The sequence below is a fragment of the Qipengyuania gaetbuli genome (assembly GCF_009827315.1).
Taxonomy (GTDB): domain Bacteria; phylum Pseudomonadota; class Alphaproteobacteria; order Sphingomonadales; family Sphingomonadaceae; genus Qipengyuania; species Qipengyuania gaetbuli.
The window spans coordinates 579,719-605,087 of record NZ_WTYF01000004.1; the positions used below are offsets into that span (position 1 = coordinate 579,719).

The 25,369-nt window shown below is 63.8% G+C and carries 25 protein-coding genes and 1 pseudogene; 18 read left to right on the forward strand and 8 right to left on the reverse strand.

Features of this window, described 5'->3' with window-relative positions:
- Positions 1-212: 212 nt before the first annotated feature.
- The 7 genes from rlmN (at position 213) to GRI42_RS05140 (ending at position 5,537) form a co-directional block, all read left to right on the forward strand.
- Positions 213-1,454, forward strand: coding sequence for a 23S rRNA (adenine(2503)-C(2))-methyltransferase RlmN (rlmN, locus tag GRI42_RS05110; protein WP_160607261.1), 1,242 nt, complete (start codon positions 213-215; stop codon positions 1,452-1,454).
- Entirely contained in the window at positions 1,451-2,059 is a 609-nt protein-coding gene (locus GRI42_RS05115; protein WP_160607262.1) for a class I SAM-dependent methyltransferase, read from the forward strand. The genes rlmN and GRI42_RS05115 overlap by 4 nt, the downstream gene beginning before the upstream one ends.
- Entirely contained in the window at positions 2,056-2,697 is a 642-nt protein-coding gene (locus GRI42_RS05120) for an MOSC domain-containing protein (RefSeq protein ID WP_160607263.1), read from the forward strand. The genes GRI42_RS05115 and GRI42_RS05120 overlap by 4 nt, the downstream gene beginning before the upstream one ends.
- Before the next feature lie 128 nt (positions 2,698-2,825).
- Positions 2,826-3,212 carry a glycine zipper 2TM domain-containing protein gene (locus tag GRI42_RS05125; RefSeq protein WP_160607264.1) on the forward strand — a complete coding sequence of 129 codons (387 nt, stop codon included), beginning with the start codon at positions 2,826-2,828 and terminating at the stop codon, positions 3,210-3,212.
- 159 nt (positions 3,213-3,371) lie between these two features.
- Entirely contained in the window at positions 3,372-4,139 is a 768-nt protein-coding gene (locus GRI42_RS05130) for an SDR family oxidoreductase (protein ID WP_160607265.1), read from the forward strand.
- Positions 4,136-4,807 (forward strand): cytochrome b/b6 domain-containing protein, encoded by a 672-nt coding sequence (locus GRI42_RS05135; protein WP_160607266.1) that lies wholly within the window; start codon positions 4,136-4,138, stop codon positions 4,805-4,807. Before GRI42_RS05130 ends, GRI42_RS05135 begins: the two co-directional genes overlap by 4 nt.
- On the forward strand, positions 4,797-5,537 hold the full coding sequence (locus tag GRI42_RS05140; RefSeq protein ID WP_160607267.1) for a molybdopterin-dependent oxidoreductase: 741 nt from the start codon (positions 4,797-4,799) through the stop codon (positions 5,535-5,537). Before GRI42_RS05135 ends, GRI42_RS05140 begins: the two co-directional genes overlap by 11 nt.
- On the opposite strand, the gene GRI42_RS05145 is transcribed toward GRI42_RS05140, so the two are convergent.
- The gene (locus tag GRI42_RS05145; RefSeq protein WP_160607268.1) at positions 5,538-5,975 is read right to left on the reverse strand and encodes a DUF1801 domain-containing protein; all 438 of its coding nucleotides are present in this window, start codon (positions 5,973-5,975) and stop codon (positions 5,538-5,540) included.
- An 81-nt stretch (positions 5,976-6,056) separates the two neighbouring features.
- On the opposite strand from GRI42_RS05145, the gene GRI42_RS05150 reads away from it, so the two are divergent.
- Positions 6,057-7,304, forward strand: coding sequence for an SAM-dependent methyltransferase (locus GRI42_RS05150; RefSeq protein WP_160607269.1), 1,248 nt, complete (start codon positions 6,057-6,059; stop codon positions 7,302-7,304).
- Here GRI42_RS05150 and GRI42_RS05155 read toward each other — a convergent pair whose 3' ends face one another.
- Both GRI42_RS05155 and GRI42_RS05160 read right to left on the reverse strand, forming a co-directional pair.
- Complete coding sequence (locus GRI42_RS05155; RefSeq protein ID WP_234033848.1) at positions 7,305-7,718, reverse strand: hypothetical protein; 414 nt, start codon at positions 7,716-7,718, stop codon at positions 7,305-7,307.
- A gap of 15 nt (positions 7,719-7,733) precedes the next feature.
- On the reverse strand, positions 7,734-8,624 hold the full coding sequence (locus GRI42_RS05160) for an acyltransferase family protein (protein WP_160607271.1): 891 nt from the start codon (positions 8,622-8,624) through the stop codon (positions 7,734-7,736).
- A 157-nt stretch (positions 8,625-8,781) separates the two neighbouring features.
- On the opposite strand from GRI42_RS05160, the gene GRI42_RS05165 reads away from it, so the two are divergent.
- The gene (locus GRI42_RS05165) at positions 8,782-9,996 is read left to right on the forward strand and encodes an argininosuccinate synthase (RefSeq protein WP_160607272.1); all 1,215 of its coding nucleotides are present in this window, start codon (positions 8,782-8,784) and stop codon (positions 9,994-9,996) included.
- Positions 9,997-10,931: 935 nt separating this feature from the next.
- Complete coding sequence (locus GRI42_RS05170; RefSeq protein ID WP_160607273.1) at positions 10,932-11,444, forward strand: septal ring lytic transglycosylase RlpA family protein; 513 nt, start codon at positions 10,932-10,934, stop codon at positions 11,442-11,444.
- A 20-nt stretch (positions 11,445-11,464) separates the two neighbouring features.
- On the opposite strand, the gene GRI42_RS05175 is transcribed toward GRI42_RS05170, so the two are convergent.
- Both GRI42_RS05175 and GRI42_RS05180 read right to left on the reverse strand, forming a co-directional pair.
- The gene (locus tag GRI42_RS05175; RefSeq protein ID WP_160607274.1) at positions 11,465-12,025 is read right to left on the reverse strand and encodes a hypothetical protein; all 561 of its coding nucleotides are present in this window, start codon (positions 12,023-12,025) and stop codon (positions 11,465-11,467) included.
- A complete protein-coding gene (locus GRI42_RS05180) occupies positions 12,001-12,876 on the reverse strand; it encodes a hypothetical protein (protein WP_160607275.1) in 876 nt (291 codons plus the stop codon). The genes GRI42_RS05175 and GRI42_RS05180 overlap by 25 nt, the downstream gene beginning before the upstream one ends.
- A 175-nt stretch (positions 12,877-13,051) precedes the next feature.
- Between GRI42_RS05180 and GRI42_RS05185 the strand changes: the two genes are divergently transcribed.
- Positions 13,052-13,675 (forward strand): hypothetical protein, encoded by a 624-nt coding sequence (locus GRI42_RS05185; RefSeq protein ID WP_160607276.1) that lies wholly within the window; start codon positions 13,052-13,054, stop codon positions 13,673-13,675.
- Positions 13,672-14,712, forward strand: a complete 1,041-nt coding sequence (locus GRI42_RS05190; RefSeq protein ID WP_160607277.1) for a phosphoadenosine phosphosulfate reductase domain-containing protein — start codon at positions 13,672-13,674, stop codon at positions 14,710-14,712. Before GRI42_RS05185 ends, GRI42_RS05190 begins: the two co-directional genes overlap by 4 nt.
- Positions 14,713-14,722: 10 nt before the next feature.
- On the opposite strand, the pseudogene GRI42_RS05195 reads toward GRI42_RS05190, so the two are convergent.
- From GRI42_RS05195 to uvrA, 3 genes and pseudogenes are all read right to left on the reverse strand, one after another.
- Positions 14,723-14,920, reverse strand: a pseudogene (locus GRI42_RS05195) (hypothetical protein); the annotation flags it as partial.
- 31 nt (positions 14,921-14,951) lie between these two features.
- Positions 14,952-15,314: a DUF7662 domain-containing protein gene (locus tag GRI42_RS05200; RefSeq protein ID WP_160607278.1), complete on the reverse strand. Its 363-nt coding sequence runs from the start codon at positions 15,312-15,314 to the stop codon at positions 14,952-14,954.
- A gap of 69 nt (positions 15,315-15,383) precedes the next feature.
- Positions 15,384-18,299: an excinuclease ABC subunit UvrA gene (gene uvrA / locus GRI42_RS05205; protein ID WP_160607279.1), complete on the reverse strand. Its 2,916-nt coding sequence runs from the start codon at positions 18,297-18,299 to the stop codon at positions 15,384-15,386.
- Positions 18,300-18,423: 124 nt separating this feature from the next.
- On the opposite strand from uvrA, the gene GRI42_RS05210 reads away from it, so the two are divergent.
- From GRI42_RS05210 to GRI42_RS05235, 6 genes are all read left to right on the forward strand, one after another.
- Positions 18,424-19,446, forward strand: coding sequence for an META domain-containing protein (locus GRI42_RS05210; protein ID WP_160607280.1), 1,023 nt, complete (start codon positions 18,424-18,426; stop codon positions 19,444-19,446).
- A 118-nt stretch (positions 19,447-19,564) separates the two neighbouring features.
- On the forward strand, positions 19,565-20,476 hold the full coding sequence (locus tag GRI42_RS05215) for a lysozyme (RefSeq protein ID WP_234033850.1): 912 nt from the start codon (positions 19,565-19,567) through the stop codon (positions 20,474-20,476).
- A gap of 128 nt (positions 20,477-20,604) precedes the next feature.
- Positions 20,605-21,774, forward strand: coding sequence for a GGDEF domain-containing protein (locus GRI42_RS05220; protein ID WP_160607281.1), 1,170 nt, complete (start codon positions 20,605-20,607; stop codon positions 21,772-21,774).
- Between the two features lie 9 nt (positions 21,775-21,783).
- Entirely contained in the window at positions 21,784-22,323 is a 540-nt protein-coding gene (gene thpR, locus GRI42_RS05225; protein ID WP_160607282.1) for an RNA 2',3'-cyclic phosphodiesterase, read from the forward strand.
- Complete coding sequence (locus GRI42_RS05230; protein WP_160607283.1) at positions 22,320-22,952, forward strand: hypothetical protein; 633 nt, start codon at positions 22,320-22,322, stop codon at positions 22,950-22,952. The genes thpR and GRI42_RS05230 overlap by 4 nt, the downstream gene beginning before the upstream one ends.
- A gap of 165 nt (positions 22,953-23,117) precedes the next feature.
- Complete coding sequence (locus GRI42_RS05235; RefSeq protein ID WP_160607284.1) at positions 23,118-25,334, forward strand: M3 family metallopeptidase; 2,217 nt, start codon at positions 23,118-23,120, stop codon at positions 25,332-25,334.
- The last annotated feature ends 35 nt before the right edge of the window (positions 25,335-25,369 follow it).

Here is a 25,369-nt window from a genome sequence, read left to right on the forward strand (position 1 = left end):
CGCGTTTCATGAACGCTGCACAACAAGAGCGCGTTGTTTTTGTGCAACAAAATTGTCGACGAGCTGCACACGTTGTGCGACGAAACGACGCGAACCGGAAAAATCGACGAAGCGGTTTGAATTGGGCGCAGAATGCGGAAACCGAATGCGCTTTTGCGGATTGGTCGCGCCCCTTTCCTTTGCGTGCGCTCGCGACTATATGCGGCGCTCCCATGGCCGACACGACACTCATGAGCATTCCCGGGCAGATCGACCCGGTTCCCGTCGCGCGTGACATCACGCCGCGCGCCGATGGCCGCATCGATTTGATCGGCCTGCCCAAGGACCGCATCCGCGAACTCTTCGCCGACGCAGGGCTGGAGCCCAAGCAGGCCAAGCTGCGCGCCAAGCAGGTGTTCCACTGGCTCTACCACCGCGGCGTAACCGATTTCGAGGCCATGACCGACATCGCCAAGACGATGCGCCCGTGGCTTGCGGAACGCTTCGTCATTGGCCGCCCCGACGTGGTCGAGGCCCAGCATTCGGTCGACGGCACCCGCAAGTGGTTGCTCCGCACTGCCGACGGCCACGACTTCGAGATGGTCTTCATCCCCGACGCTGACCGCGGCACCCTGTGCGTGTCGAGCCAGGTCGGCTGCACGCTCAACTGCCGCTTCTGCCACACCGGCACGATGAAGCTGGTGCGCAATTTGACACCCGGCGAAATCGTCGGCCAGGTCATGCTGGCGCGCGATGCGCTGGGCGAATGGCCCAAGGGTTCGATGGCCGGCCTCGACGAGGCTGAGGACGAGGGCCATTATACCTCCGACGGCCGCCTGCTCACCAACATCGTGATGATGGGCATGGGCGAACCGCTCTACAATTTCGACAATGTGAAGGGCGCGCTGAAGCTCGTCATGGACGGCGACGGGCTGGCCCTGTCGAAGCGCCGTATCACCCTGTCGACCAGCGGCGTCGTGCCGATGATGGACCGCTGCGGCGAAGAAATCGGCGTGAACCTCGCCGTTTCGCTCCATGCGGTAACCAAGGAAATCCGCGACGAGATCGTGCCGCTGAACAAGAAATACGGCATCGAGGAACTGCTCGAAGCCTGCGCGGCCTATCCCGGCGCCAGCAACGCCCGCCGCATCACGTTCGAATACGTGATGCTCAAGGACAAGAACGACAGCGACGAACACGCGCGCGAGCTCGTCCGCCTGCTCAAGCACTACAAGCTGCCGGCGAAGGTGAACCTCATCCCCTTCAACCCCTGGCCGGGCGCGGAATACGACACTTCGACGCCGGAACGGGTGAAGCGCTTTTCCGATATCGTGTTCGAAGGCGGCATCAGCGCGCCGGTCCGCACCCCGCGCGGGCGCGACATCGACGCGGCCTGCGGCCAGCTTAAGACGGCGGCCGAGAAGAAGAGCCGCGCCCAGCTGGACCGCGAGGCGGCAGAGGCTGCTTCCGCGTGAGCGATAGCGCAACGCTGGCCTATTACGAGCGCGCAGCGCCCCGTTATACAGCCAGCAGTGCGCAAGATCGCCACCAACTGCTTGACCCGTTCCTAGACCGCTTGGCGCCGGGCGCGGAAATTCTCGAACTCGGCTGCGGCATAGGCCTCGATTCCGCGCATATCCTGAAACGCGGTTTCACCCTCGACGCGACCGATGGGGCCGCGGCCATGGTCCGCAAGGCGAACGAGCGTTTCGACGTCGGCGCCCGGCAGATGCGCTTCGACGAGCTCGCTGCGGTCGAGCGCTACGACGCCATCTGGGCACATGCCTGCCTGCATCACCTGCCGCGTGCGGACCTTCCCCCGGTGATCGCCAGGATTTCCCGGGCCCTCAAACCCGGAGGACTGCACTTTGCGAACTACAAGCTGGGCGACGAAGAACACCCAGACGAAGGACGCGACACCACGGGTCGATGGTCGAGCCTGCCAACTTCGGACTGGCTGGATGCGCTCTATGGCGAGGTGGGTTTCATGATCGAGCATCGTTACTCGTACAATGCCGCCAGCACCGACGGAACGCGCCGCGACTGGTACGCACTGACGGTCAGGAAAGGTACGCAATGACCTGCGAAATCCGGGCGATCTGCGTCGGCCTGCCGAAGCCCTTCAACGGTGCCGAACCGAGCGCAATCGCAAAGGCTCCGGTCGCAGGACGGGTAAAAATCCGCGCCTTCGGCATCGAAGGCGACATGGTCGCGGACACGAAGCACCACGGCGGGGCCGACATGGCGGTGCATCACTATCCGGGCGACCACTATGCCGACTGGAACGACTGGCTCGGCGGCCACGAACTGCTCGCAGGCCCTGCCGCATTCGGCGAGAACCTCATGTCGCTCGGCCTCGTGGAAACGCAGGTCCATGTCGGCGACCGGTTCCGCCTCGGCACCGCGATCCTCGAGATCAGCCAGGGCCGCCAGCCCTGCTGGAAAATCGAACACCGCTTCCAGCGCAAGGGCATGGTCGCACGCATCCTAGAGACGGGGCGGTGCGGCTGGTACTACCGCGTGATCGAGGAAGGCGAGGCCGCCGCTGGCGACAGGCTCGAACGCATCGAGACCGTGAACCCGGAATGGTCCGTCGCACGGGTGTTCGCAGCGCTCTATGACAAGGCGAATCCGCCCTCGCCAGCGGACCTCGAAACGCTCGCCAACATGAACCGGCTGAGCGAGGTCTGGCGCGGCAAGGCAGCCGCAAAGCTCTGAATTGCGAACAACTCGTCCCGCGTTTCCCCACGGTTTATCGCTAATTTCGGGTTAAGCGCATTCGTTCAGGCGCGGTTGTAATAGCCGGCGCATTCTGGCGGTCGAACAATCCTAAAAGGGACCGCACAATGAAGAAGATCGCTCTCGCTTTTGCTACCGGCACGATGGCCCTCACCGGCCTTGGCACCGCAGCGCCCGCTGCCGCTGACCCGCCACACTGGGCCCCGGCCCACGGCAAGCGCGCCAAGGACCGCGCCATGTACGATTCGCGCGGTTACTACGTCGAACCGCGCCGGATCACCCGTGACAGCTACATGTGGCGTGGCCGCGATGGCCGTTACTACTGCAAGCGCGACAATGGCACGACCGGCCTGGTGATCGGCGCAGGCGTCGGCGCCCTTGCCGGCCATGAGCTCGCCGGCCGCGGCGACAAGACGCTCGGCGCGATCCTCGGCGGTGCGATCGGCGCCGTGGTCGGACGCGAAATCGACCGTGGCAGCCTGAGCTGCCGTTGACCTTGTAGGGCTTTCCTACCTGCGCCAGCGCCGCTAGGCGTTGGGCATGCAAGGACCGCAAAGCCTTCCCAAGATACATGGCGCCGCTCCCGATCCGTCGGGGGCGGCGTTTTTGCTGCAGGACCGTGTTCCATCCGTTCCACCCTGTAGGAGTACGCGATGAGCGCTCCTGCCGTGCTCGTGACGGGCGGAGCGGCACGGATCGGTGCCGCGATCAGCCGCGCCTTTGCCGCTGCCGGATGGCACGTGGTCATCCACTACCGCGATTCCAGCGACGAGGCTGAAGCGCTCGCCGCCACCCTGCCCTCTGCCGAAACGGTCCGCTGCGACCTGTCCGACATGCAGGCGGCGTTGGCGATGATCGGCAATCTGACAGAACGGCTCGATGACTGGCGGGTGCTGGTCAACAATGCCTCGCTGTTCGAGTGGGACGATGTAACCGCGCTCGACCTGCCGACGAACGAACGGGCGATGCAGGTCAACGCCCAGACACCCGCGCGCATGGCGCAGGCCTTTCTCGCCCATGCCCGGGCGCAGGGCGGTCGCAGGGTCATTCAGGTCACCGACCAGAAGCTGCGCAACCCCAACCCCGACTTCTTCAGCTACACCATGAGCAAGCACGCGCTGGACGCGACCATCCCGATGCTGGCGATGGGCGCAGCGCAGCCCGACGACCGGATCTACGGATTGGCGCCTGGTGCAATCCTGCCGAGCCACGACCAGTCCGACGCGGAAGCCGAAGTGTCGCACCGCCTGAACCTGCTCGCCCGCCGTACCGGACCCGCTGAAATCGCGGATGCCGCCCTTTTCCTCGCTTCGGGAGCGCTGGCGAGCGGCCAGACGCTCTACATCGACAGCGGGCAGCACCTCATGCGGCAGGACCGCGATGTCATCTATCTCGCCCGCGAAGGGGCCGGGGCATCGTGAAGCGCCACGCCCTTTCCACGAGGATGTGGCACTGGGTGAACCTCGTGTGCGTGGTGGTCCTGTTCATGTCGGGCCTCACCATCTCGAACGCGCACCGGCTGCTCTACTGGGGCGATTGGGGCTTCTCGCGCTCGCAGGCATGGCTCGAAGTGCCCCGCTTTCCCGACTGGATGACCATTCCCGGCTATTACGACCTCGCACTTGCGCGGGACTGGCACATCCTGACGGCCTGGCCCTTTGCGCTGGGATTGCTTTTCATGTGGGCCGCGATGCTGCTGAACCGGCATTTCCGTCGCGACATCGCGACCGCGCGCAGCGAATGGCGCTGGCCGGCAATCCGCGAAGACATCCTCCGTCACCTGAAGCTCGATTTCGACCACGGCGGCGGCAAGTACAACTTCCTCCAGAAGCTCGCCTACGGACTCGTCCTCGGCGTGTTCCTCCCGATGATGGTGTTCACGGGACTCGCAATCAGCCCGGGTATCGAGCCGGTGCTCGGCTGGATGGTCGACTTGCTCGGAGGCAGGCAATCGGCGCGCAGCCTGCACTTCATCTTCGCCTTCGCACTGTTCGGCTTCTTTCTTGTCCACCTGGCACTCGTGCTGCTGTCCGGTCCGGTGAAGCAGGTGGGCGCGATGATTACAGGGGGCCGCAGCGATGAAGCGTAGAGGGTTCCTTGCCGTCATGGGCGCGGCATTCGTCGCTGGCTGCAACAAGATTGCCGAAAGCGAGACGGGATCGCGCCTGCTCGGCGCTGCGGAAGGCTGGCACAAGAACGCGCACCGTTTCCTGCAGGACCGCAAGGCGCTGGCCCCGGAATTCCCGCGCAGTGCAGTCTCTCCCTTTTTCCGCGGCAATGGCTCGGTCGATCCCCAGAACGGGGACTATCCCGCACAGGCGGCGAACGGATTTGCCGACTGGCGGCTGGAAGTGCGGGGGATGGTGGAAACACCGCTTTCGCTCAGCCTCGACAACATCAGGCGCCTGCCGCAGCGCACGCAGGTCACGCGCCACGATTGCGTGGAAGGATGGAGCGCGATCGGGGAATGGACCGGGCCGCAGCTGTCCGTGCTGCTCGATGCGGCCAAGCTGAAGCCAGAAGCGAAGTTCATCGTGTTCCGCTGCGCCGACAACCTCAAAGGGCAGGACTATTACGAGAGCGTCGACCTCATCGATGCCTACCACCCGCAGACCATCGTGGCGCACTTGCTGAACGGCGAACCGCTGCCGATCCGCAACGGGGCGCCGTTGCGCATGCGGATCGAGCGGCAGCTGGGCTACAAGCACGCCAAGTATCTCACGGCCATCGAAGCGGTCGCCAGCCTCGACGATATCGGCGGCGGAAAAGGGGGCTACTGGGAAGATCGCGCCGGATACCAGTGGTACGCGGGGATCTGACTATTCGGGGTAGAGCCGCGCCATCGCGTCCCAGTCGTTGCGAAGCATCTCTTCCAGCACCGCCATGTCCACGTCGGCGAGCTTGTTGATGTAGAGGCAGCTTTTGCCGGTGGAGTACTTGCCCAGCTTCGCCAGCAGCGCATCGCGGCGCTGGCCGGTCAGCTCGTCGCAATAGCCGCCCATCAGGTAGAGCGAATGCTTCGCCTTGCGAGGGCTGAAACCGGTCCGCATCCAGTGCACGTCGCGTCCACTGGCATAGGTTGTCCGGTACTGGCCATAGCCGATGATCGACGGCCCCCACATGACGGGCTGTTCCGCGGTCACCTTGCGGAACAGGGCATCGAGGACGAGCGCCTCCTCCCGGCGCCGCTCGGGTTCCACCCCGGCGATGAAGTCCGCAGGCGACTGGTCCGTGATCGTGGTTTTCGCCTCTGCCATGGGATGAAGCCTACCACCACGCGCCGCCGGGCGCGACAGGTCACTTAACAGCGCGTGCGAAAACGCATATCCATCGTGCTCATGAGCAAGCGACTTCTCACGCGCTTCCTGGGATCGGTGGTCAAATCCGGCACGCTGGAGGTCGCTTATGCCGACGGCACGCACGAGAAGCTTGGAACGCCCGCAGAGGGCTTTCGTGACGTCGCCATCCGCTTCACCGATAACAGCGCGCCGCGAGACATCCTCCTCGATCCCCGGCTCGGCGCGGCGGAGGCCTTCATGGACGGGCGGCTGGTGGTCGAGCGCGGCGGGATCATGGAGCTCGTCGAACTCATGCGCAGCAACCAGCCCTGGGACCGCGGCGGCGAACTGCGCGGGCCGAGCCTGCGCAAGCGGGTTCTCAATTCGCTCGGCTTCGCGCGGGAATCGGTCAACAACCGGATCGGTGCCAAGCGCAACATCGCCCATCACTACGACATCGGGAACGACTTCTACCGGCTGATGCTCGATGCCGAGCACATGCAATACAGCTGCGCCTACTGGACGACGCAGACGACGACACTCGCCGAGGCGCAGGAGGCCAAGCTGGCGCATATCGCGGCGAAGCTGGCGATCGCACCCGGCCAGCACGTGCTGGACATCGGCTGCGGCTGGGGCGGCATGGCGATCTACCTTGCCCGGCACTGCGACGTGCGCGTCCACGGCATTACGTTGTCCGAAGAGCAACTGTCATTGGCCCGCGTCCGGGCGAGCGAAGCCGGCGTGAGCGACCGCGTGCAGTTCGAACTCGTCGACTACCGCGATCTTGCCGCGCGGGGCGAAAGCTTCGACCGGATCGTGTCCGTCGGCATGTTCGAACACGTCGGCCGCCCGCAGTTCGAAGCCTTCTTCCAGGCCTGTACCGCGCTTTTGAAGGCAGACGGCGTGATGCTGCTGCACACCATCGGCCGCTTCGGATCGCCCGGGACGACCGATGCCTTCACGCGCAAGTACATCTTCCCCGGCGGCTACATCCCTGCCCTGTCCGAGACGGTCGCGGCAAGCGAGAGGTACCGCCTGATCGCGACCGACGTCGAGACGCTGCGCCTGCACTACGCGAAGACCCTGCGCGCCTGGTACGCCAAGTGCGAGGCGAACCGCGAGTCTATCGTCGCCATGTACGACGAGCGCTTCTACCGCATGTGGACCTTCTACCTCGCCGGGGCGACAGCGGCCTTCGAATGGGGCGGCATGGGCAACTACCAGATCCAGTTCGCCCGCAGCCGCCACGCCCTGCCGTTCACCCGCGACTATATGGCCGAGGCGGAGGCGAAGCTCTTACCTCGTTAGTCAGCCTTTCGCCCACCGATACACCGGCCCGAACCCCACCAGCGCCGCTCCCACGAAGGGCAGCGCCACCACCCATAGCCGCACGCCGGTCACCCCTTCCGGACTGGCGATGCTGATGGCGGCGGTCATGGCCAGCCCCACGCAGATCGCGATCATGCCGATGACGAGGCGCAGGCGGGGTACCGGGCGCTCGCGGGCGGCGGGGACGCTGCCGCGCTCGTAGCGGGCGAAGATCGCGATCAGCGGCAGCAGGGCCGCGATCCAGAGCGCGAACCATACAGGCCGGCCCAGCCACCATTCGCCAGTGCCCGGCATGACGCGCAGGCCGATGCCTCCTGAAAGCCATGTCGCCACCATCACCAGCACGTAGGCCGTCAGGTGCCAGAGATAGACGGTCATGTTCATGCCGTTCATCAGCACGGTCGCGGTTCAGACCGTCAGATTGTCGAGCAGCTTCCTGCCCCAGGGCTCCAGCGCCAGCACCAGCCCGTTCTGCGTCATGCCCAGTGCCAGCAGCGCGAGCGTGGGCGGCATGGAATTGGTGATCTCTGCCCCCGGCACGCCAATCATGGCGATGGGGTACGGGCCATAGACGGTGAGGCCGAGCAGCACGGCGAGGCCCACGAGGAACAGCGCCAGCGCCTTGTTCGGCCCCAGCCTCCCCTGCTGCCAGGCATAACCGAGCTGGTGGATGCCGACCCACACGAAGATGAAATTCGCAAAGTTCACGTAAGGCACGCCGCGCGCTAGCGTCAGCCAGTCTACCACAACCGCGCCTGCCACCAGCAGGGCGACGCTGCCGAAGCCCAGCCTCTCCCACAGCTTCCACGTCAGCGGGGCGAGCGCGGTCACCAGCAGATAGACCGCGAGGAACCACACCGGGATCAGCGCAAGGAAGACCGCCATCCGCACCGTCTCGCGCGCCATCCCCAATTGCGTGGCGGCAAAGGCGAATGAGGCCCAGACCAGCAGCACGGGGAATACGGGGTTGATCAGGCGCTGGATGCGGCTGGCGAACCAGTCGGAATAATGGCCGCCCTTCGCGCGGGTCGAAGCCCAGCTCACGCCGTTGGAATAGCCGCCCACGAGGAAGAACACCGGCATGACCTGGAAGCTCCAGGTGAGCCATTGCGACCAGGGCAGTATCCCGAGCAGATGGCCGCCGACCACCTTTCCGCTCGCATCGACATAGGGCGCAGCTACCAGCCAGTGCCCGACCACGACGGCAAGGATCGACAGGGCGCGCAGGAAATCGACATAGCGGTTGCGTTCTGGCGGGGCCTGCTGCGCCAGCCCTTTCGCCTTGCTCCACATGCCCATCAGCTACGCCCTCCCCCGCCGTGTCCTGCCAATCTAGGGTCTTGCCTCGCGCCGAACCAGTCAGCGCGCCATCTTTCCCGCAACTTAGCGCTTCTTGATTGCCTACAGCGTCGCGCTCCTGCTAGCGGCGCCCCCCTTAATCGAAAGGTGTGTCCGAATGTCCGATATCAAGCGTGTCGTCCTCGCCTATTCCGGCGGCCTCGATACCTCCGTCATCGCCAAGTGGCTCGAAGTGGAACGCGGTCTCGAAGTCGTCACGTTCACCGCCGACCTCGGCCAAGGCGAGGAAATCGAACCGGCCCGGGCCAAGGCGCGCGCCATGGGCATCCCGGACCAGCACATCTTCATCGAGGACCTGCGCGAGGAATTCGTGCGCGATTTCGTCTTCCCGATGATGCGCGCCAATGCCCGCTATGAAGGCGACTACCTGCTCGGCACCTCGATCGCGCGCCCGCTGATTTCCAAGCGCCTCGTCGAGATCGCGCACGAAACCGGCGCGGACGCCATTGCGCATGGCGCGACCGGCAAGGGCAACGACCAGGTGCGCTTCGAACTCTCGGCCTATGCGCTCGATCCCGACATCAAGGTGATCGCCCCGTGGCGCGAATGGGATCTGACGAGCCGCACTGCCCTGATCGCATGGGCCGAAGCGCACCAGATCGCCGTCCCCAAGGACAAGCGCGGCGAAAGCCCGTTTTCGACCGATGCGAACCTGCTGCACACATCTTCGGAAGGAAAGGTGCTGGAGGATCCGTGGGAAGAGACGCCCGATTACGTCTATTCGCGCACCGACCATCCGGAGAACGCGCCGGACACGCCCGAATACATCACGATCGATTTCGAGAAGGGCGACGGCGTTGCCCTGAATGGCGAGGCGATGAGCCCGGCGACCCTACTCGCCGCGCTGAACGATCTCGGGCGCACGCATGGTATCGGCCGTCTCGACCTCGTGGAAAACCGCTTTGTCGGCATGAAGAGCCGCGGGATGTACGAAACCCCCGGCGGCGAGATCTACGCCCGTGCCCACCGCGGGATCGAGCAGATCACGCTCGATCGCGGGGCGGCGCATCTCAAGGACGAGCTCATGCCGCGCTATGCCGAGCTGGTGTACAACGGCCTGTGGTTCAGCCCCGAGCGCGAGATGCTGCAAGCTGCCGTCGACCTCAGTCAGGAAAAGGTGTCCGGCACCGTCCGGCTCAAGCTCTACAAGGGCAATGCGATGGTGGTGGGCCGCAAGTCGCCCAACAGCCTCTATTCCGAAGCGCACGTCACCTTCGAGGACGATGCGGGCGCTTATGACCAGAAGGACGCTGAAGGCTTCATCAAGCTCAACGCCCTGCGCCTCCGCCTGCTGGCCAAGCGCGACCGGTAATTGCGTGAAATCGCGTGCAGGAAGCGCAAAATTGCGCATTCCCAGCGCTCGCCTTCCGGAAATTGCGACGAACCGTTGACTTATCCACCTCCGTCCACAGCGAATTCGGGGGAAAGTGGATAACTCGCGTCTTGCAAGCTTGAAGAATCGGGCGATCAGGCGCAGCTTCAATTCATCGGAACGGCGAAGAAAGCTTCCGGTCCAGACGGTCTAACGGCCTGAAAGATTTGGGAAATTCGGAACCGGAAAGACGTAGCGGGATCTGTCCGCGCGACTTTCGAGACCCTCGTGCAGAAGGCTTCGGCCAGACGCAAGGTGGGTCGATGACGGAGACGCGTAACATCCCATTACGGGCCGGACCAACCCGGTCGGATGCCGAGGAGGCGTCGCAGAATGGTCTTCGGACCGGATGGTGATGCAACCGCTCGAGGCTCCGGCCATCAACGGAAGGTCGGGCTGCGGAGCCGCCCGTCGAAGGTCGGCTGGGGAAGGTAAGCGAATGGCTTCGGCCACGACGCGACCGGACCGGGCTGATTGGAGGGTGGAGCCGGATGCCGGTGCGAGCGCCGGTGACAGACCCGGAAGACCGTCTTCGGACGGACAGAAGGGAAAAGCATCGGATGCCAAGCTCTCGTCTTCGGACAAGACCACGCATCGGTGAGAGTGGGGTCGGCAGCAATGCCGGCCCCATTTGCTTTGGGGCTTCCCTTCCCGCATTCCCGCTTCTTCCAGACAAGGCATGCAGACTCTCGAATCACGCGATAGTGTGATTGCCCTGTGCCACCCACGACATGCTGTAGGAAAGCGCGCCCGGTCCGCGCCGCGAAGGCGCAATCGCGACGAACTGTGGCCAAATCGAGGCAGCCGCCCCTGGCCTTAACGACTCGGCTTGCGGGGTCCTCTATAGCCTCCCGAACCGAACGGGAGGTCCATTCATGGCCAAACGCGCGCTACGCAGCATGCTCTTCTTCGCAGCCCTCACGCTGCCCGGTACCGCCGGTCATTCCGAAGAGCGTGAACTTACCCCAGTAACCGACACCCAGTTCGCGACCACTTTCGCCGCCTACGCGCCTCTGCCCGAAGCGCCTGCGCCGGGTCCGGAGGTGGTCGACCTCGCCACGATCGAGCCGGTCGTCGAGGCGGAACCTGCGGGCACCTCGCTCGGATCGGGCGTCGCCTCCTATTACGGCAAGCGTTTCCACGGCCGCCGCACTGCCAGCGGGGAGCGGTTCGACATGAACAGCTATACCGCCGCGCACCGCACCCTGCCCTTCGGCAGCCGCGTTTCGGTGACCAACCCGCGCACCGGCAAGTCGGTGGTGGTCCGCATCAACGACCGCGGCCCCTTCCACGGCGGCCGCACGATCGACCTGTCGCGCGCCGCGGCAGAGGAGATCGGCATCGTCAACCGCGGCCACGGCGAAGTGGAACTGGCGCTGCTCGACTGAGCGAGCGCCCCGCGCACCCCTTATTCGCGCGTCCTGGCCCTGCGGGGCCGCTCCGCCGGATCCATCGCCTCCACCTTCGAGAAGTTGAGCGTCACCTGCTCGGCAGAGCAGGCCGTGACGGTCGCCATTGGCACGCGCACCACCTGTGCGGTTTCCTCGTTGCGGATGGTCAGGTTGCGCAGGGTCGCGCCGACCTCGCACGCCATGCCTGCAGGCCGCGCCGCGGCCACCTCGCGCACCTTCTGCACCGCGGGGAGCAGCAGGCTGGCCGCCTGCGGTCTCGGACCCGGCGCCGCCACATCGCCCGGAGCGGCCGAGGCAGCCCCGGCGGAGTCCCGCCACACCGTGTAGTCGCCCGCATCGGTCCGGCCATCACCGCTCGCATCGGCCGTGCCGTCGCCGGTCACGTCCCCGCTCGCGACCCTGACGCCGCCGGTGAAGCCCTCGCCCTCGCCCTTGAAGCCCATTGCGGCGATCCGGCTTTCGCCCTTGATGCCGTCGAACTTCATGTAGGCCGCCGCCTGCGCCGCGCAGGGCAGTGCGAGTGCCCCCAGCGCTATGAACCAGTTTCCTGCACGCATGATCTCTCCCCTTCCGCAGGGGAAGGTACGCCTTCGGACAGGTTAGCACAATCGCCCCCGCCCGATGCGCGCAGCGCCGCCGCCAGCTCCTCCTCCGTAGTGAGCAGCCACCATTCGGGTACGCCCGCCTCGAAGGCTTCCATCTGCACCGCCTCCACCTCGTGGCGGTCGAGCTCCCACCCGGCGAGCTGGGCAAAGCTCTCCACGCCATCGGGCCGCGCGTCGTAGAACCGCTCGAGCCGGTTGCCGAACCACTGGCAATCGGCCTGCGTCAGCTTGGCGTCCGGATCGTCGCATTGCCCTCCGCACATCCTACAGGGTGGAACGGATGGAACAGGGTCCTGGGGAGAATTTCCGGCGGCCTCCGCAGAATCGGCAGCATCGGCTCTGGGCCGGTCTTCCAGCGCGCACCCTTCGCGCAAGGTCTCGATATCCCCGTCGAGCGTGGCGAGCGCCGCGACCACCTCGGGCCGCTCCTCCAACCGGTCGAGCCGCGCCAGGTGCGCGAGCAGCAGGCGGCTGTCATAGCGCCGCCGCCGCGCGACCTCCTCGCCGTGGTAGAACCCCGCCTCCTCCACCCGCTCGATCGCCCGCTCCGCCAGCGTAGCCTCCGCATGCGCGCGCGCCGCGAGCAGCGCCGCATCCCACGCCCGCGCGATCGCCGCCGACGCCCGCCGCTGGCGATAGGCCGTCTGCGCCGAGACCCGCGCGGCGCGGCACGCAAACCGGACATTGCCGAACAGCTGGAGACTGGCGAGAAACTCCGCCTGCCGCGCGGGTGAGAACACGGTGTGCCCCTCCCCGTGCGGGCCGGCGGTGGGAGCGGGTTCGATGGGGACGAGAGCGTTCATGGTTCACCTCATGGAGTGGAGTGAACCGGGTTAGTTATAGGGGGTTTGGCGAGTAGGACATCCAAAATTCAACCACTTGTTGAAGTTCTTGGGCACTATGGGAGTGGAAATTCCTAGGCCAGGGATTTGCAACGACAATCACTGCCAATAGCTAGATAAACTGCAGGAGGATCGAATGACGAGAGCATCGTTGAAAAAATGGAGGCTAGCGGTTCCCGTTTTCATTTTTCTCTCATTCCAATCCATTGCAGCGGAGAATCTCGGGCTTCCCGCGCTAGCAGCCCCAAAGAGTTTCGAGAGCGCTCTCTTCAACCTTCCTGCGTTGCTGACAGTGCTCGCTTACAGCGCGCTTCCGCTTAGAAAGTGGACAAACCACGGCTACCATAAAGAGATAAAAGGGAATATCCGAAAGATAATCTTCGAAATCATAGGGGAGCCGGATGACGGAAAGACTCCGGAATCGAAGATAATGAATATCTTCTATCGTCAAATTGATCGCGACAAAACTCTAGAGGTGAAATCGGAGATAATTATGTCCAATGGCTTTATCTGGACAAGCCTCGCAGACCTTTCCGTGATATCTATCATATTTTCTTTATTTTCTTTTTTTACTTACTACTTTGGTATTTTTGATAGCGGTCAAATCTATATTTTATTTGCGACAATAGGAATTGCTTCCCTGCTGCTCCAATCTGTTGTTACCAAAAAGCATGTCAAGTTGAGCACAGAGCAACTTGAGTACATGCGCGATTACCGCTCTGCAGAAATCAAAGCGGACTTCGAAAAGGCTCGTAGATGAATGACCCCGTTTTATCTGCGATTGAACATTCTGCAGAGGCGCTGGAGGTAAGGCATGATAGTAGGTGGATAGTTGGCTACTCAGGCGGCAAGGACTCTACCGCCACGCTAAAAATTTTACTCTCGGCCTGGAAACTCGCGACGAAGAAGCCACCATTCTTCGATTTGATTTATTGCGACACGGGCGTCGAGAACCAGATACTCGACAAATACATCAAGAATCAAATTCAAGACATAAATCGCGAAGCGGAACTTGATGGGCTCCCCATCAGGACGACAATTCTGAAAGCACCGGTGCAAGAGTCTTTCTTCGTGAAGATTATCGGTCGCGGTTATCCGCCGCCGACCAACAGCTTCCGATGGTGTACGAAGGCACTGCGCATCAATCCGGTAGCCTCTTTCTTGAAGGCGGCCACTGCTGAGCAATCTGTCGTTGCACTGGGATTGCGCCGCGATGAAAGTCAGCAACGCACGCGTTCGTTGGAGAAAAATGGCTCTAGCCACTGGCAAAGACAGAGGGAGTCAACGTTCTCTTACGACGTCTACCTGCCGATTTTAGAATTAGACGTGCCTGCAGTGTGGGATGCAATCTTTGGATTGACTAAGCCTCGGTCAATTAGCGCGTCTGATTTAGAGGATCTTTACAGGGGAGCTTCGGGTGAGTGTCCGATCATCAAATCTCCTCAAAGTCCGCCGTGCGGATCAGGCAGATTTGGATGCTGGACCTGTACAGTTGTGCGAAAAGACAAGTCAGCTGAGAAGCTTATTCGTTCTGGGTATACCCAATTGTCCCCGTTTCTGGAGTTCAGAAATTGGCTCGCTGAATTCCGCAACGACCCAAATGCACGCTGGAAGAAGCGCCGAAATGGCTCCGAAGGATTGGGCCCGTTCACGATGGACGCACGCTATGAAATTTTACGACGAGTAGACGCATTGGAAGATGCGACAGGGACCGAAATAATCACATCGGAAGAGCGGGGCATGATCGCAGCGCTCTGGAAATTCGATGACGTCCCTCGGCTATCATTTAAACTTTAGCTCAGCCCTACTAACCCGCTTCCCGCTGCCGTGCCAGCATCGGCTTGAGGTACTGCCCGGTATAGCTCTCCGGCACCTCCGCCACGTCCTCCGGCGTGCCCTGCGCGACGATTCTGCCGCCACGCACGCCGCCGCCGGGGCCGAGGTCGAGGATGTGGTCGGCGGTCTTGATGACGTCGAGATTGTGTTCGATCACAACCAAGGAATTCGCCAGCCCCTGCAGTCGGCTGGCTCGTCCTTCAGGCACGGATAGTGATCTCGACCTGGCTCGGGTCCACCCCGAAAGCGGCTGCCAATCCGTCCTTGGCGGCCTGAATGGTCAGCGGTTTGGCGTTTGCGCTGCGCTTGTCGGGATCGTCACCCGCCACATAAACCAGCGTCACTCGCTCATTTTCGAGATCGAGCGCGGTGGTCTTCCAGCCGGCCAATTGCCAGCCGAGGCTTTGCGAGCGCATCTGGTTCGACCACCAAGCCTGATGCTGCCTCGCGCTTTCTGGCAAGCGGAATCCGAGAACCCTCTCGATCTGCTCGAAGGTTGCTTCCCATTCGGTATCGTCGATTGATGCGAGGTACTCTGTGAGTTTTTGATATTTCTTAGACATAGCAATTCTCCTTCGTTGAGAATCGCTCTATGGTGTATTATATAATATATGTCCATGTATGTTGCATGACTACTCCGCCGCCTCCCGCTGCCGTTCCAGCATCGGCTTGAGGTACTGCCCCGTATAGCTCTCCGGCACCTCAGCCACGTCCTCCGGCGTGCCCTGCGCTACGATCTTGCCGCCGCGCACGCCGCCGCCGGGGCCCAGGTCGAGGATGTGGTCCGCGGTCTTGATGACGTCGAGATTGTGCTCGATCACCACAACCGAATTGCCTTGGTCCACCAGCCGGTGAAGCACTTCGAGCAGCTTGCGCACGTCCTCGAAGTGCAGGCCGGTGGTGGGCTCGTCGAGGATGTAGAGCGTCTGGCCGGTGCTGCGCTTCGACAGTTCCTTCGCCAGCTTCACGCGCTGCGCCTCCCCGCCTGACAGCGTGGTCGCCTGCTGGCCGACCTTGACGTAGCCCAGGCCCACCTCGTTCAGCATGTGCATCTTGTCGCGGATCGGGGGGACGGCCTTGAAGAATTCCTCCGCATCCTCGATCGTCATGTCGAGCACGTCGGCGATGGAGTGGCCCTTGAACTTCACCTCCAGCGTTTCGCGGTTGTAGCGCTTGCCGCCGCATTCCTCGCAGGTGACGTAGACGTCGGGCAGGAAGTGCATCTCGATCTTGATCAGCCCGTCGCCCTGGCACGCCTCGCAGCGGCCGCCCTTGACGTTGAAGCTGAAGCGGCCGGGCTTGTAACCGCGCGCCTGCGCTTCCGGCAGGCCGGCGAACCAGTCGCGGATCTGGGTGAAGGCGCCGGTGTAGGTCGCCGGGTTGGAGCGCGGGGTGCGGCCGATGGGCGACTGGTCGATCTCGATCACCTTGTCGCAATATTCGAGGCCGGTGACCTTGTCGTGCGCGCCTGCGACCACGCGTGCGCCGTTCAGGGCGCGCGCCGCAGAGGCGTAGAGCGTGTCGATAGTGAAGGACGACTTGCCGCTGCCCGATACGCCGGTGATGCAGGTGAAGGTGCCGAGCGGCAGGCTGGCGGTCACGTCCTGAAGGTTGTTCGCCCGCGCGCCGTGGACGGTCAGCTGGTGGCCGTTGCCCTTGCGCCGGACGGCGGGGACGGTGATCTCGCGCGTGCCGTTGAGATAGGCGGCGGTGAGCGAGGTCTTGGACTTGAGCACCTGTTTGAGCGTGCCCTGCGCCACCACCTCGCCCCCGTGGACGCCCGCGCCCGGGCCGAGGTCGACCACGTGGTCGGCGGCGCGGATCGCGTCCTCGTCATGTTCAACCACGATGACCGTGTTGCCGAGATCGCGCAGGCGCTTGAGCGTTTCCAGCAGCCGGTCGTTGTCGCGCTGGTGGAGGCCGATGCTGGGCTCGTCGAGCACGTAGAGCACGCCCGACAGGCCGCTGCCGATCTGCGATGCGAGGCGGATGCGCTGGCTCTCCCCGCCGCTCAACGTGCCGCTGGTGCGGTCGAGGTTGAGGTAATCGAGCCCGACATTGTCGAGAAAGCCCAGCCGCTCGTTGATTTCCTTGAGGATGGCCTGCGCGATCTGGCGCTGCGTGTCGTTCAGCTGGTCGGGCAGCGCGAGGAACCACTTCTTCGCATCGGCGACGCTCATCTTGGTGGGCGTGGCGATGTCGGTTCCGGCGATCTTCACGCTGAGCGCCTTCTCGTTGAGACGCTTGCCGTGGCAGGTCTCGCACGGCTGGGCGGTCTGGAACTTGGCCAGCTCCTCGCGCATCCAGGCGCTTTCGGTCTGCAGCATGCGGCGGTTGAGGTTGCCGATGACGCCTTCGAACGGCTTGCGGACGGTGTATTCCTTGCGCCCGTCCTTGAAGGTGAGCGGGATGGCCCGGCCGCGGGTGCCGTAGAGGATGATCTCGCGGATCTCGCGGTCGAAATCCTCCCACGGGGTTTCGAGGCTGAACTCGTATTCCTTCGCAAGGCTCGCGAGCACCTGCATGTAATAGGGCGACGGCGGGTTCGACTTGGCCCAGGGCACCACGGCGCCCTTCTTGAGGCTCAGCGCTTCGTTGGGGACGACCAGCTGCGGGTCGAACAGCTGCTTTTCGCCGATCCCGTCACACGTCGGGCAGGCCCCCTGCGGCGCATTGAACGAGAACAGACGCGGCTCGACCTCCTCGATTGTGAAGCCGGAGACGGGACAGGAGAACTTCTCGGAGAAGACGATGCGGTTGGCGGGGATGCCGGCACCCTTCATCGCGCCGCCGCTGTCGGCCTCGCCCTCCCTGCCCGGCACGACGCCGTCGGCGAGGTCGACATAGGCCAGCCCCTCGGCCAGCTTCAGCGCCTGTTCGAAACTGTCGGCCAGACGCGTTTCGATGCCTTCCTTCACGGCGAGGCGATCGACCACCACCTCGATGTCGTGCTTGAATTTCTTGTCGAGCGCGGGCGCGTCCTCGATCGCGTACATCTTGCCGTCGATGCGCACGCGGGTGAAGCCGCCCTTCTGCCATTCGGCCAGTTCCTTGCGGTATTCGCCCTTGCGCCCGCGCACCACCGGCGCGAGCAGGTAGAGCCGCGTGCCTTCGGGCAGCGCCATCACGCGGTCGACCATGTTGGAGACGGTCTGCGCCTCGATCGGCAGGCCGGTGGCGGGCGAATAGGGCACGCCCACCCGCGCCCACAGCAGGCGCATGTAGTCGTAAATCTCGGTAACCGTCGCCACGGTTGAGCGCGGGTTGCGGCTGGTGGTCTTCTGCTCGATCGAGATCGCAGGGCTGAGGCCGTCGATATGCTCGACATCGGGCTTCTGCATCATCTCGAGGAACTGGCGCGCATAGGCCGACAGGCTCTCGACATAGCGCCGCTGCCCTTCGGCATAGATCGTGTCGAACGCCAGGCTCGACTTGCCCGAGCCCGACAGCCCGGTGATCACGATCAGGCTGTCCCTCGGCAGGTCGATATCGACGCCCTTGAGGTTGTGTTCACGCGCGCCGCGTACCGAGATTTGCGTAAGTGCCATGGGGAGAGCGTGTTCCCGAATTGTTCGCTTTGGTCAAGAGGGCCGCGTTCCGCGCGAAGGGCCCTGCAACAGGGAGCGGACGAGCGGCGCGAGAGTTCCAGCGATGTGGGAAAGGCCGGCGCGAATGCAAGCGCGGGACCCCGATGGCGCTGCAGTGCGTTTCTCCACCATGATCGCCCAGCTGCACCGCGCCGGTTTTACCGCCCTACTCTCAATGGCTTGGCTAGGGGCATGCTCCGGACCCGCGGCAGACCAGCCAGCCGCGACCCAAACCGAAAGCTCGTCGACCTGGCCGGGCGATCCGGTCACTTCGCTGGAGGATATCGAGGGCTTCTGGCTGGTGCAGAGTTTCGGGGATTTCGAACCGGGCTGGCAGAACGGCACGCCTTGGCGCCGTGCCTATGTGCAGGTTGGAAAGGACGGCCTGTCCTATTCGGTCGGCTGCAACCATTCAGGCAATGCCGCCAGCCTGGGCGCGGACGCGATCCTGCGCGACACGGGCGACGGATCGCGCTTGCAAACGTTGATGGGATGCCCGCCCGACTGGGAAGACCGCGACGGGCGCTTCTTCGGGTTCTTCGGTTCCAACCCGGAAGTGACCCGACCAGGCGAGGACCGGATAATTCTGACAAGCGCGGCGGGCGAGCTGGTCCTCGTCAGGCCCGAGGCATGGCGCCTCGCCAATACTCCCGAACTTTCGGAGATAACGGGCCGCTGGATTCCCATTTCGGCAAACAATTACGACGGCTGGGGACATTCCGGTTTCGGCATCGGCGAGAATGCAGGCGTCATCACCATTGGCCCGCGCCGGATAGTCTGGTCGCAATGCCCGGAGACGCCCGTCGCCATCAGGTGGGGCGAGGATGCCCGCCTGTCCCGCGTCGAAGGCGATCCCGGCAACTGCAAGGCGGTCGAACGGGCCGCCGACAAGGGTGCCTGGGAAGTGATGCGGATGCTGGCTGCCAGCCCTGCCGTCGTCAGGACCGGTCCGCATTCCATCGTGCTGATCGACGGCACCGGCGAGAAGGGGCGCGAGCTCCACCTCCAGACCGAGGACAGCGTGCTAAACCCGCCCGAGCCACCTCCCGCACCGCCCGCCCAGCCGAGGCCGCCGCCACCTCCTTCGCCCCCGCCGATCAGGCCATAGGGTCCGAATGCCGAATGGAGGTTTGCGAGCGGCAAGCCGTGGACCTTTCGCGGCTTGCCGACCGTTGAGTGAGTGAAGCGACAGCCGACCACCATTCGCAGTTTAGGACCATCACGAGATGACGCAGGAAACCGAGAAGGACCAAGGGGCCATGCCGCCCCTGCCCTCCCAGTGTCCGTCATCCGTTGCCAACCAGCTCCAGACCGAGCGCATCCGCGCGCTGTTCAGCGATTACGACAGGCCGCTCGATGACGAGAAATGGACCTCGACGCCGCACGCCGGGCAGCAAAAGGGGGCCAGGGGCCTGCTCTCGCGGATCAAGGGCCATCGCGACCACCGCAAGGATTTGAAGCGCGCCCGCAAGGCCGCGCAGGCAGTCTTCGGTGTGAAGCCCCGCCTTTCCGCCCGCAAGCGCGCAACCCTGATGATGGGCGCCGGCGCGATGGGGCTGACCGCCTTTACGGGTCCGCCGATCCAGCAATCAGGTGACAGGGTTTCGGCGAACACGCTCTCTCTCGACGACACGGAACGGACCATCAGGCTGCCCGCCGCGCTGCTGAAGGCAAGCGACGCGTTCAAGCAGGCGCTGATCGAGGAGGAAGGCGTCCGCTACACGGTGTACCGCGACGTCGCGGGCTATCCCACCGTTGGCGTCGGACATCTTGTAACACCCGGTGACAACCTCAGGGTCGGTGACCGGATCGACGAGGACCGGGTGCTGGCACTGCTCGACCGCGACCTGCGGATTGCAGAACAGGGCGTTCGCAAGCTGGTCGGCACGCTGCCGCTCTACCAGCACGAATTCGATGCCCTGCTAGATCTCGTCTACAATGTGGGCCTCGGCAATGTATCCCAAAGCGAGAGTCCCCGGCTCAACGAGGCCATTCGCGCACGCGATTACGAGGCCATCGCGGCAGAGCTCGAATATACCCATGCAGCCGGTCAGATTGCCCGCGGGCTTGAGTTCCGGTCCGAACGTCGCGCACAGATTTTCATGGATGCAAGTTACGACGATCCGCGCGAAATCTGAGCAATAATCAGGTTATCATACGGATATTCAGCGACATTTATTATTATCATTTCCCGTTCATGTGAAACATGCCATAGGCGCCGCCATTTAGCGGGCGAGACAGTCCGGAGCAATAACAGGGGGCGCGCTTGTCCGAGGCGCAGGCATTCGGGACCGTTACAGAACGGGATGCGGACTGGGTTCGTGAAAGCTGGCGGGAAACCGTGCGTTCGGTGCTCATTACCGAGCACCGCGCATTTCCTGCCAATGTGCTTTCGGTAATCCTGTTCGCCGGTGCAGCCAGCTTCCTGCCGAATGCCTCGGCCTATATCCTGCCCCTGCTCATGCGCGTGCTGGCGCTTGTCGGGGCACACCTTTCCTACAATCACCTGCGCTCCCGGATCGAGAAGGGCGCGCCGCTCGAACCGGCGCTCCGTTTGCTGGGGGTCATGCTGTTTTTCGGCGGGATGAGCTGGGCCTACCTCCTTCTCCCCTCCCTCGATCCCACGGTCGACCACCCTCTCAGGGTGCTGGTCGCAGGCGGCACGCTGGTCGGCGTGGCGCTCATCGTCACCATGACGGCTACGCTGCGCCTCCCGACACTGGCCTATGTCGCTGGTTTCCTGATTACCCTGTTCGCCGGCGTCATGCTCGGCGAACCCGACGCGGCCTTCGTCTATTCGGTCGGCGTTACGTTGCTGGCGGCAGGCGTGCTGATCTTCGCTTTCGCCAATGTCCGCCAGCGCGAGGCATCGGCCGATATGCTGGTCGAGAACCGACGGCTGAACGAGGACCTGGCCGAGGCGCTGGCCCATGCTGAATTTCTTGCCGGGCACGATCCGTTGACCGGCCTGTACAATCGCCGCGCGCTGTTCGAGGAACGGCTGGTCGAAGGCGCCCATAACGATACGGCGCACATGCTCCTGATCGACCTCGACCATTTCAAGAAGCTCAACGACAGTTTCGGCCATGACATGGGCGACCGCGCGCTGATCGAGGCAAGCAAGCTGATGCGCGACGTCATGCGCGACTATGGTCCGGGCTATCACTTCGCCGCCCGGCTTGGCGGGGAAGAGTTCTGCCTGTTCATCGACGAGCCGGACGCGGCGAAGGCATTGGTCTTCGCCGAGGATCTGCGGGAGGCCTTCTCACAGCTTCACGAGGCGGTGGGGCTGCCCGCCGGCGCACTCAGCGCGTCGATCGGGCTTACGCACCACGACCGCGGCGAGACTGTCGACCTCAGCCTGCAGCGCGCCGACGCGGCGATGTACGATGCGAAGACGCAGGGCCGGAACCGCGTCCGAAGGGTCGAACGTTAAACCCCTGTCATGAGCCACCGCCTGTTCATTGCCCTGCGCCCGCCGCAGACCCTTCGCGATGCCCTTCTCGATACGATGGACGGGGTGGACAGTGCCCGCTGGCAGGATGACGACCAGCTTCACCTGACCCTGCGATACATCGGCGAGACCGAGACCCACCGGGCCGACGATTTGGCCGAGGCCCTTGGCACTATATGTTTCGAACCGTTCGAGCTTCGCATCGCAGGTACCGGGATTTTCGAACGAAAAGGTATTCCGCGCACCCTCTGGGCCGGAGTGGAGAAGAACGAGCCGCTTGGCCGGCTGCAACGCCGCGTCGAGCGGGTGTGCCAATCGGTCGGCATCGAGGCCGAGCACAGGAAATTCACCCCTCACGTGACTCTCGCCCGCCTAAACACGGCGAGCGGCCCGGTGGCCCCGTGGCTTGCGCAGCATGGGAAATTGGCATTGGCGCCATGGACCGTGCAGGAATTCGTTCTGTTCGAAAGCGAACTGCACGAAGAAGGGTCGATTTACACGCCTGTCATCCGCTATCCAGCCACGGCATGAAGTCCCTGCCCCTCGCCCTCCTGCCCGTAGCGCTGCTGCTCGCCTGCTCGCCTGCCGAGGTAGCGGAAGGCGAGCCGCAGCAATCGCCCCAGCTTCCCGAACCCGAGGTCGCCGAAAGCCCCGATCCGGGCCAGAATTGCCTGCTGCTGGTGTGGTCGGAACAGGACGCGCCCGATGTCGAGTTCGACCGGAAGCACGACACCGTGAAAGGCGGTGCGATCTCCTGCGCCACCGGTACCAGTGCCAGCCAATTCGAAGCGGCCATCGCTGCCCTGCGCGATGCCGCCCGCAGCGGCGACAAGGAACGGCTGCTGCGCGAGGTGGGCATTCCCCTGCTCTATATCGACGCCAAGGGAGACCGCCGCGAGTTGACCGGGGACGAGATCGACACGCTGTTCGACGAGGTGTTCGATGCACGCATGATTGCCTTGCTGCAGAACCTCGACCTGTCGCAGATGACCGTGGAGAAAGACCAGGGCGCCTTCTTCGAACTCGGATCGCTCTGGCTGGTGGTCGATGCCACCGGCGGGCGGCCACGCGTAGTGACGGTCAACCGGCAGGCGCTGGGCGAAGCGGCCGAAGCGGCTCGGCGGCAGGCGGACAAGGGACGCGGCCAAATCCTCGACTAGCCAAATCCTCTCCTAGATGGGTTTCGCAGATCCCCATCGCACATTTGCCGCTGGAACCTTGCACATCGGCTGCAATTCCTGTTCATGCGCCATTGTCGCAAACGAAACCATATTGCGGGTGCACCATCCCATAGCCCCCGCGTTTCGCACAGTATTGGAGAGACCATGAAGGCCCAGATCCTGGCCAGCGCAGCGCTCGCTGCAATTCTCACGACCCAGCCCCAGGCGGCGATGGCCCAAGAGCTTCCGCCGGTCGAATGGCAGGTCAGCTATTTCGCCAACGACAGCACGCTGCCGTTCCGCGCGCCCGACTTCACCAAGTTCAGCGAGGATGCCTACATCCCCGCCTTCGAAACCGCGATGAAGATTCACGCCGCGGAAATCGAGAAGATCAAGAGCAATCCTGAAGCACCGACTTTCGAGAACACGATCGTCGCGCTCGAAACCTCGGGCAAGATGCTGACGCGCGTCGCCACCGTGTTCTTCGCGCTGACCGGTTCGAACACCACCGACAAGCTCGACGCGATCAACACCGAGATCAGCCCCAAGCTGACCGCGCACGGCGATGCCATCACGCTCGACCCGGTGCTCTTCGCCCGCGTGAAGGCGGTCTACGACAACCGCGCCGCGATGACGATGACCCCGGAAGACGCCAAGCTGCTGGATAGCACCTATGAAGGCATGGTCCAGGCCGGCGCGCTGCTGACCGACGCCCAGCGCGAAGAGGTCAAGACGCTCAACTCGCAGCTGTCCACGCTGACCACCGAATTCGGCCAGGCCGCCCGCGCCGCGATGAGCGACCAGCCGGTCTTTTTCGACAGCCGCGACGACCTTGCCGGCCTGTCGGACAGCGACATCAAGGCCGCCGCCGACCTCGCTGCCGAAAAGGGCCAGCCGGGCAAGTTCGCCATCGCCCTCCAGAACACCACGCAGCAGCCGCTCCTGCCGAGCATGGCCAACCGCGCCGCCCGCGAGAAGCTGTTCAAGGCGAGCTACCACCGCGCCGACGGCCGCATGACTGTCGACACACGCATGCTGATCGCAGAAATCGCGGAACTGCGCGCCAAGAAGGCGGCCCTGTTCGGCCAGCCCGACTGGGCTAGCTACGCGATGTGGGACCGCATGGCCGAAAAGCCCAAGACCGCGCTCGACTTCATGGAGCAGATGGTCCCCGCCCTCGCCGCGACCCAGCGCCGCGAAGCCGCGCTTCTCACCGAGGCCATCAAGGCCGACGGCGGCGACTACGAAGTCCAGCCGTGGGACTGGTACCGCTATGCCAACCGCATCAAGGCCGAGAAGTACGATCTCGATGAAGATGCGGTCATGGAATATTTCGTGCTCGACAAGGTGCTCGAGGACGGCGTGTTCTACATGGCGGAGAAGCTCTACGGCCTGACCTTCCAGCGCCGCACCGACCTGCCGGTCTATCACCCGGACGTGTGGACCTACACCGTGTTCGACCGTGACGGCAGCGAACTGGGCATCTTCTACTTCGACCCGTTCCAGCGCGCGTCCAAGCGCGGCGGTGCGTGGATGAGCAACTTCGTCGACCAGAGCCATCTCTACGGAACGAAGCCGGTCATCTACAACGTGCTCAACATCCCCAAGGCGCCGGAAGGCGAAGTGCAGCTGGTCAGCTTCGACTGGGTGAACACCACCTTCCACGAATTCGGCCACGCGCTGCACGGCTTCTTCGCCGACCAGCGTTACGCCAGCCTGTCGGGCACGGCGACCGCGCGCGACTTCGTGGAATATCCCAGCCAGGTCCACGAAATGTGGGCGACCTGGCCGTCGATCCTCTCGAACTATGCCAAGCACTACAAGACGGGCGAGACGATCCCCGACGAGCTGATCGAGAAGATCGAGGCCGCGGCCAAGTTCAACCAGGGCTATGATTTCGGCGAAGTCGTCGAAGCCGCCCTGCTCGACATGAAGTGGAGCGCTCTGTCGCCCGCAGAAGCCGCCGCCATCGACACGCCGGAGAAGGTCGACGCCTTCGAACGCAAGTCGCTGGAAGAACTCGGCCTCGAGATCGACCTCGTGCCGCCGCGCTATCGCAGCACCTACTTCAACCACATCTTCAGCTCGCCCTCGGGCTATTCCGCGGGCTATTACAGCTATCTTTGGACCGAGATGCTCGACCGTGACAGCCGCAAGTGGTTCATCGAGAACGGCGGCCTGACCCGCGAGAACGGCGACCACTACCGCGCCACCGTGCTCAGCCGCGGCGGTACGATGGACTACTTCAAGATGTTCGAGAACTTCGCGGGCCGTGCGCCGGACGTGACCCCGATGCTCGAAGCCCGCGGCCTTGTCGCCGGCGACGAAGCGGCGGACAGCGAAGTTTCGGACGGGGCGTTGCCGCCCCAGTCAGTGAACTGATTATCCCGTAACGGGTAGCAAGAGGGGTCGGGCCT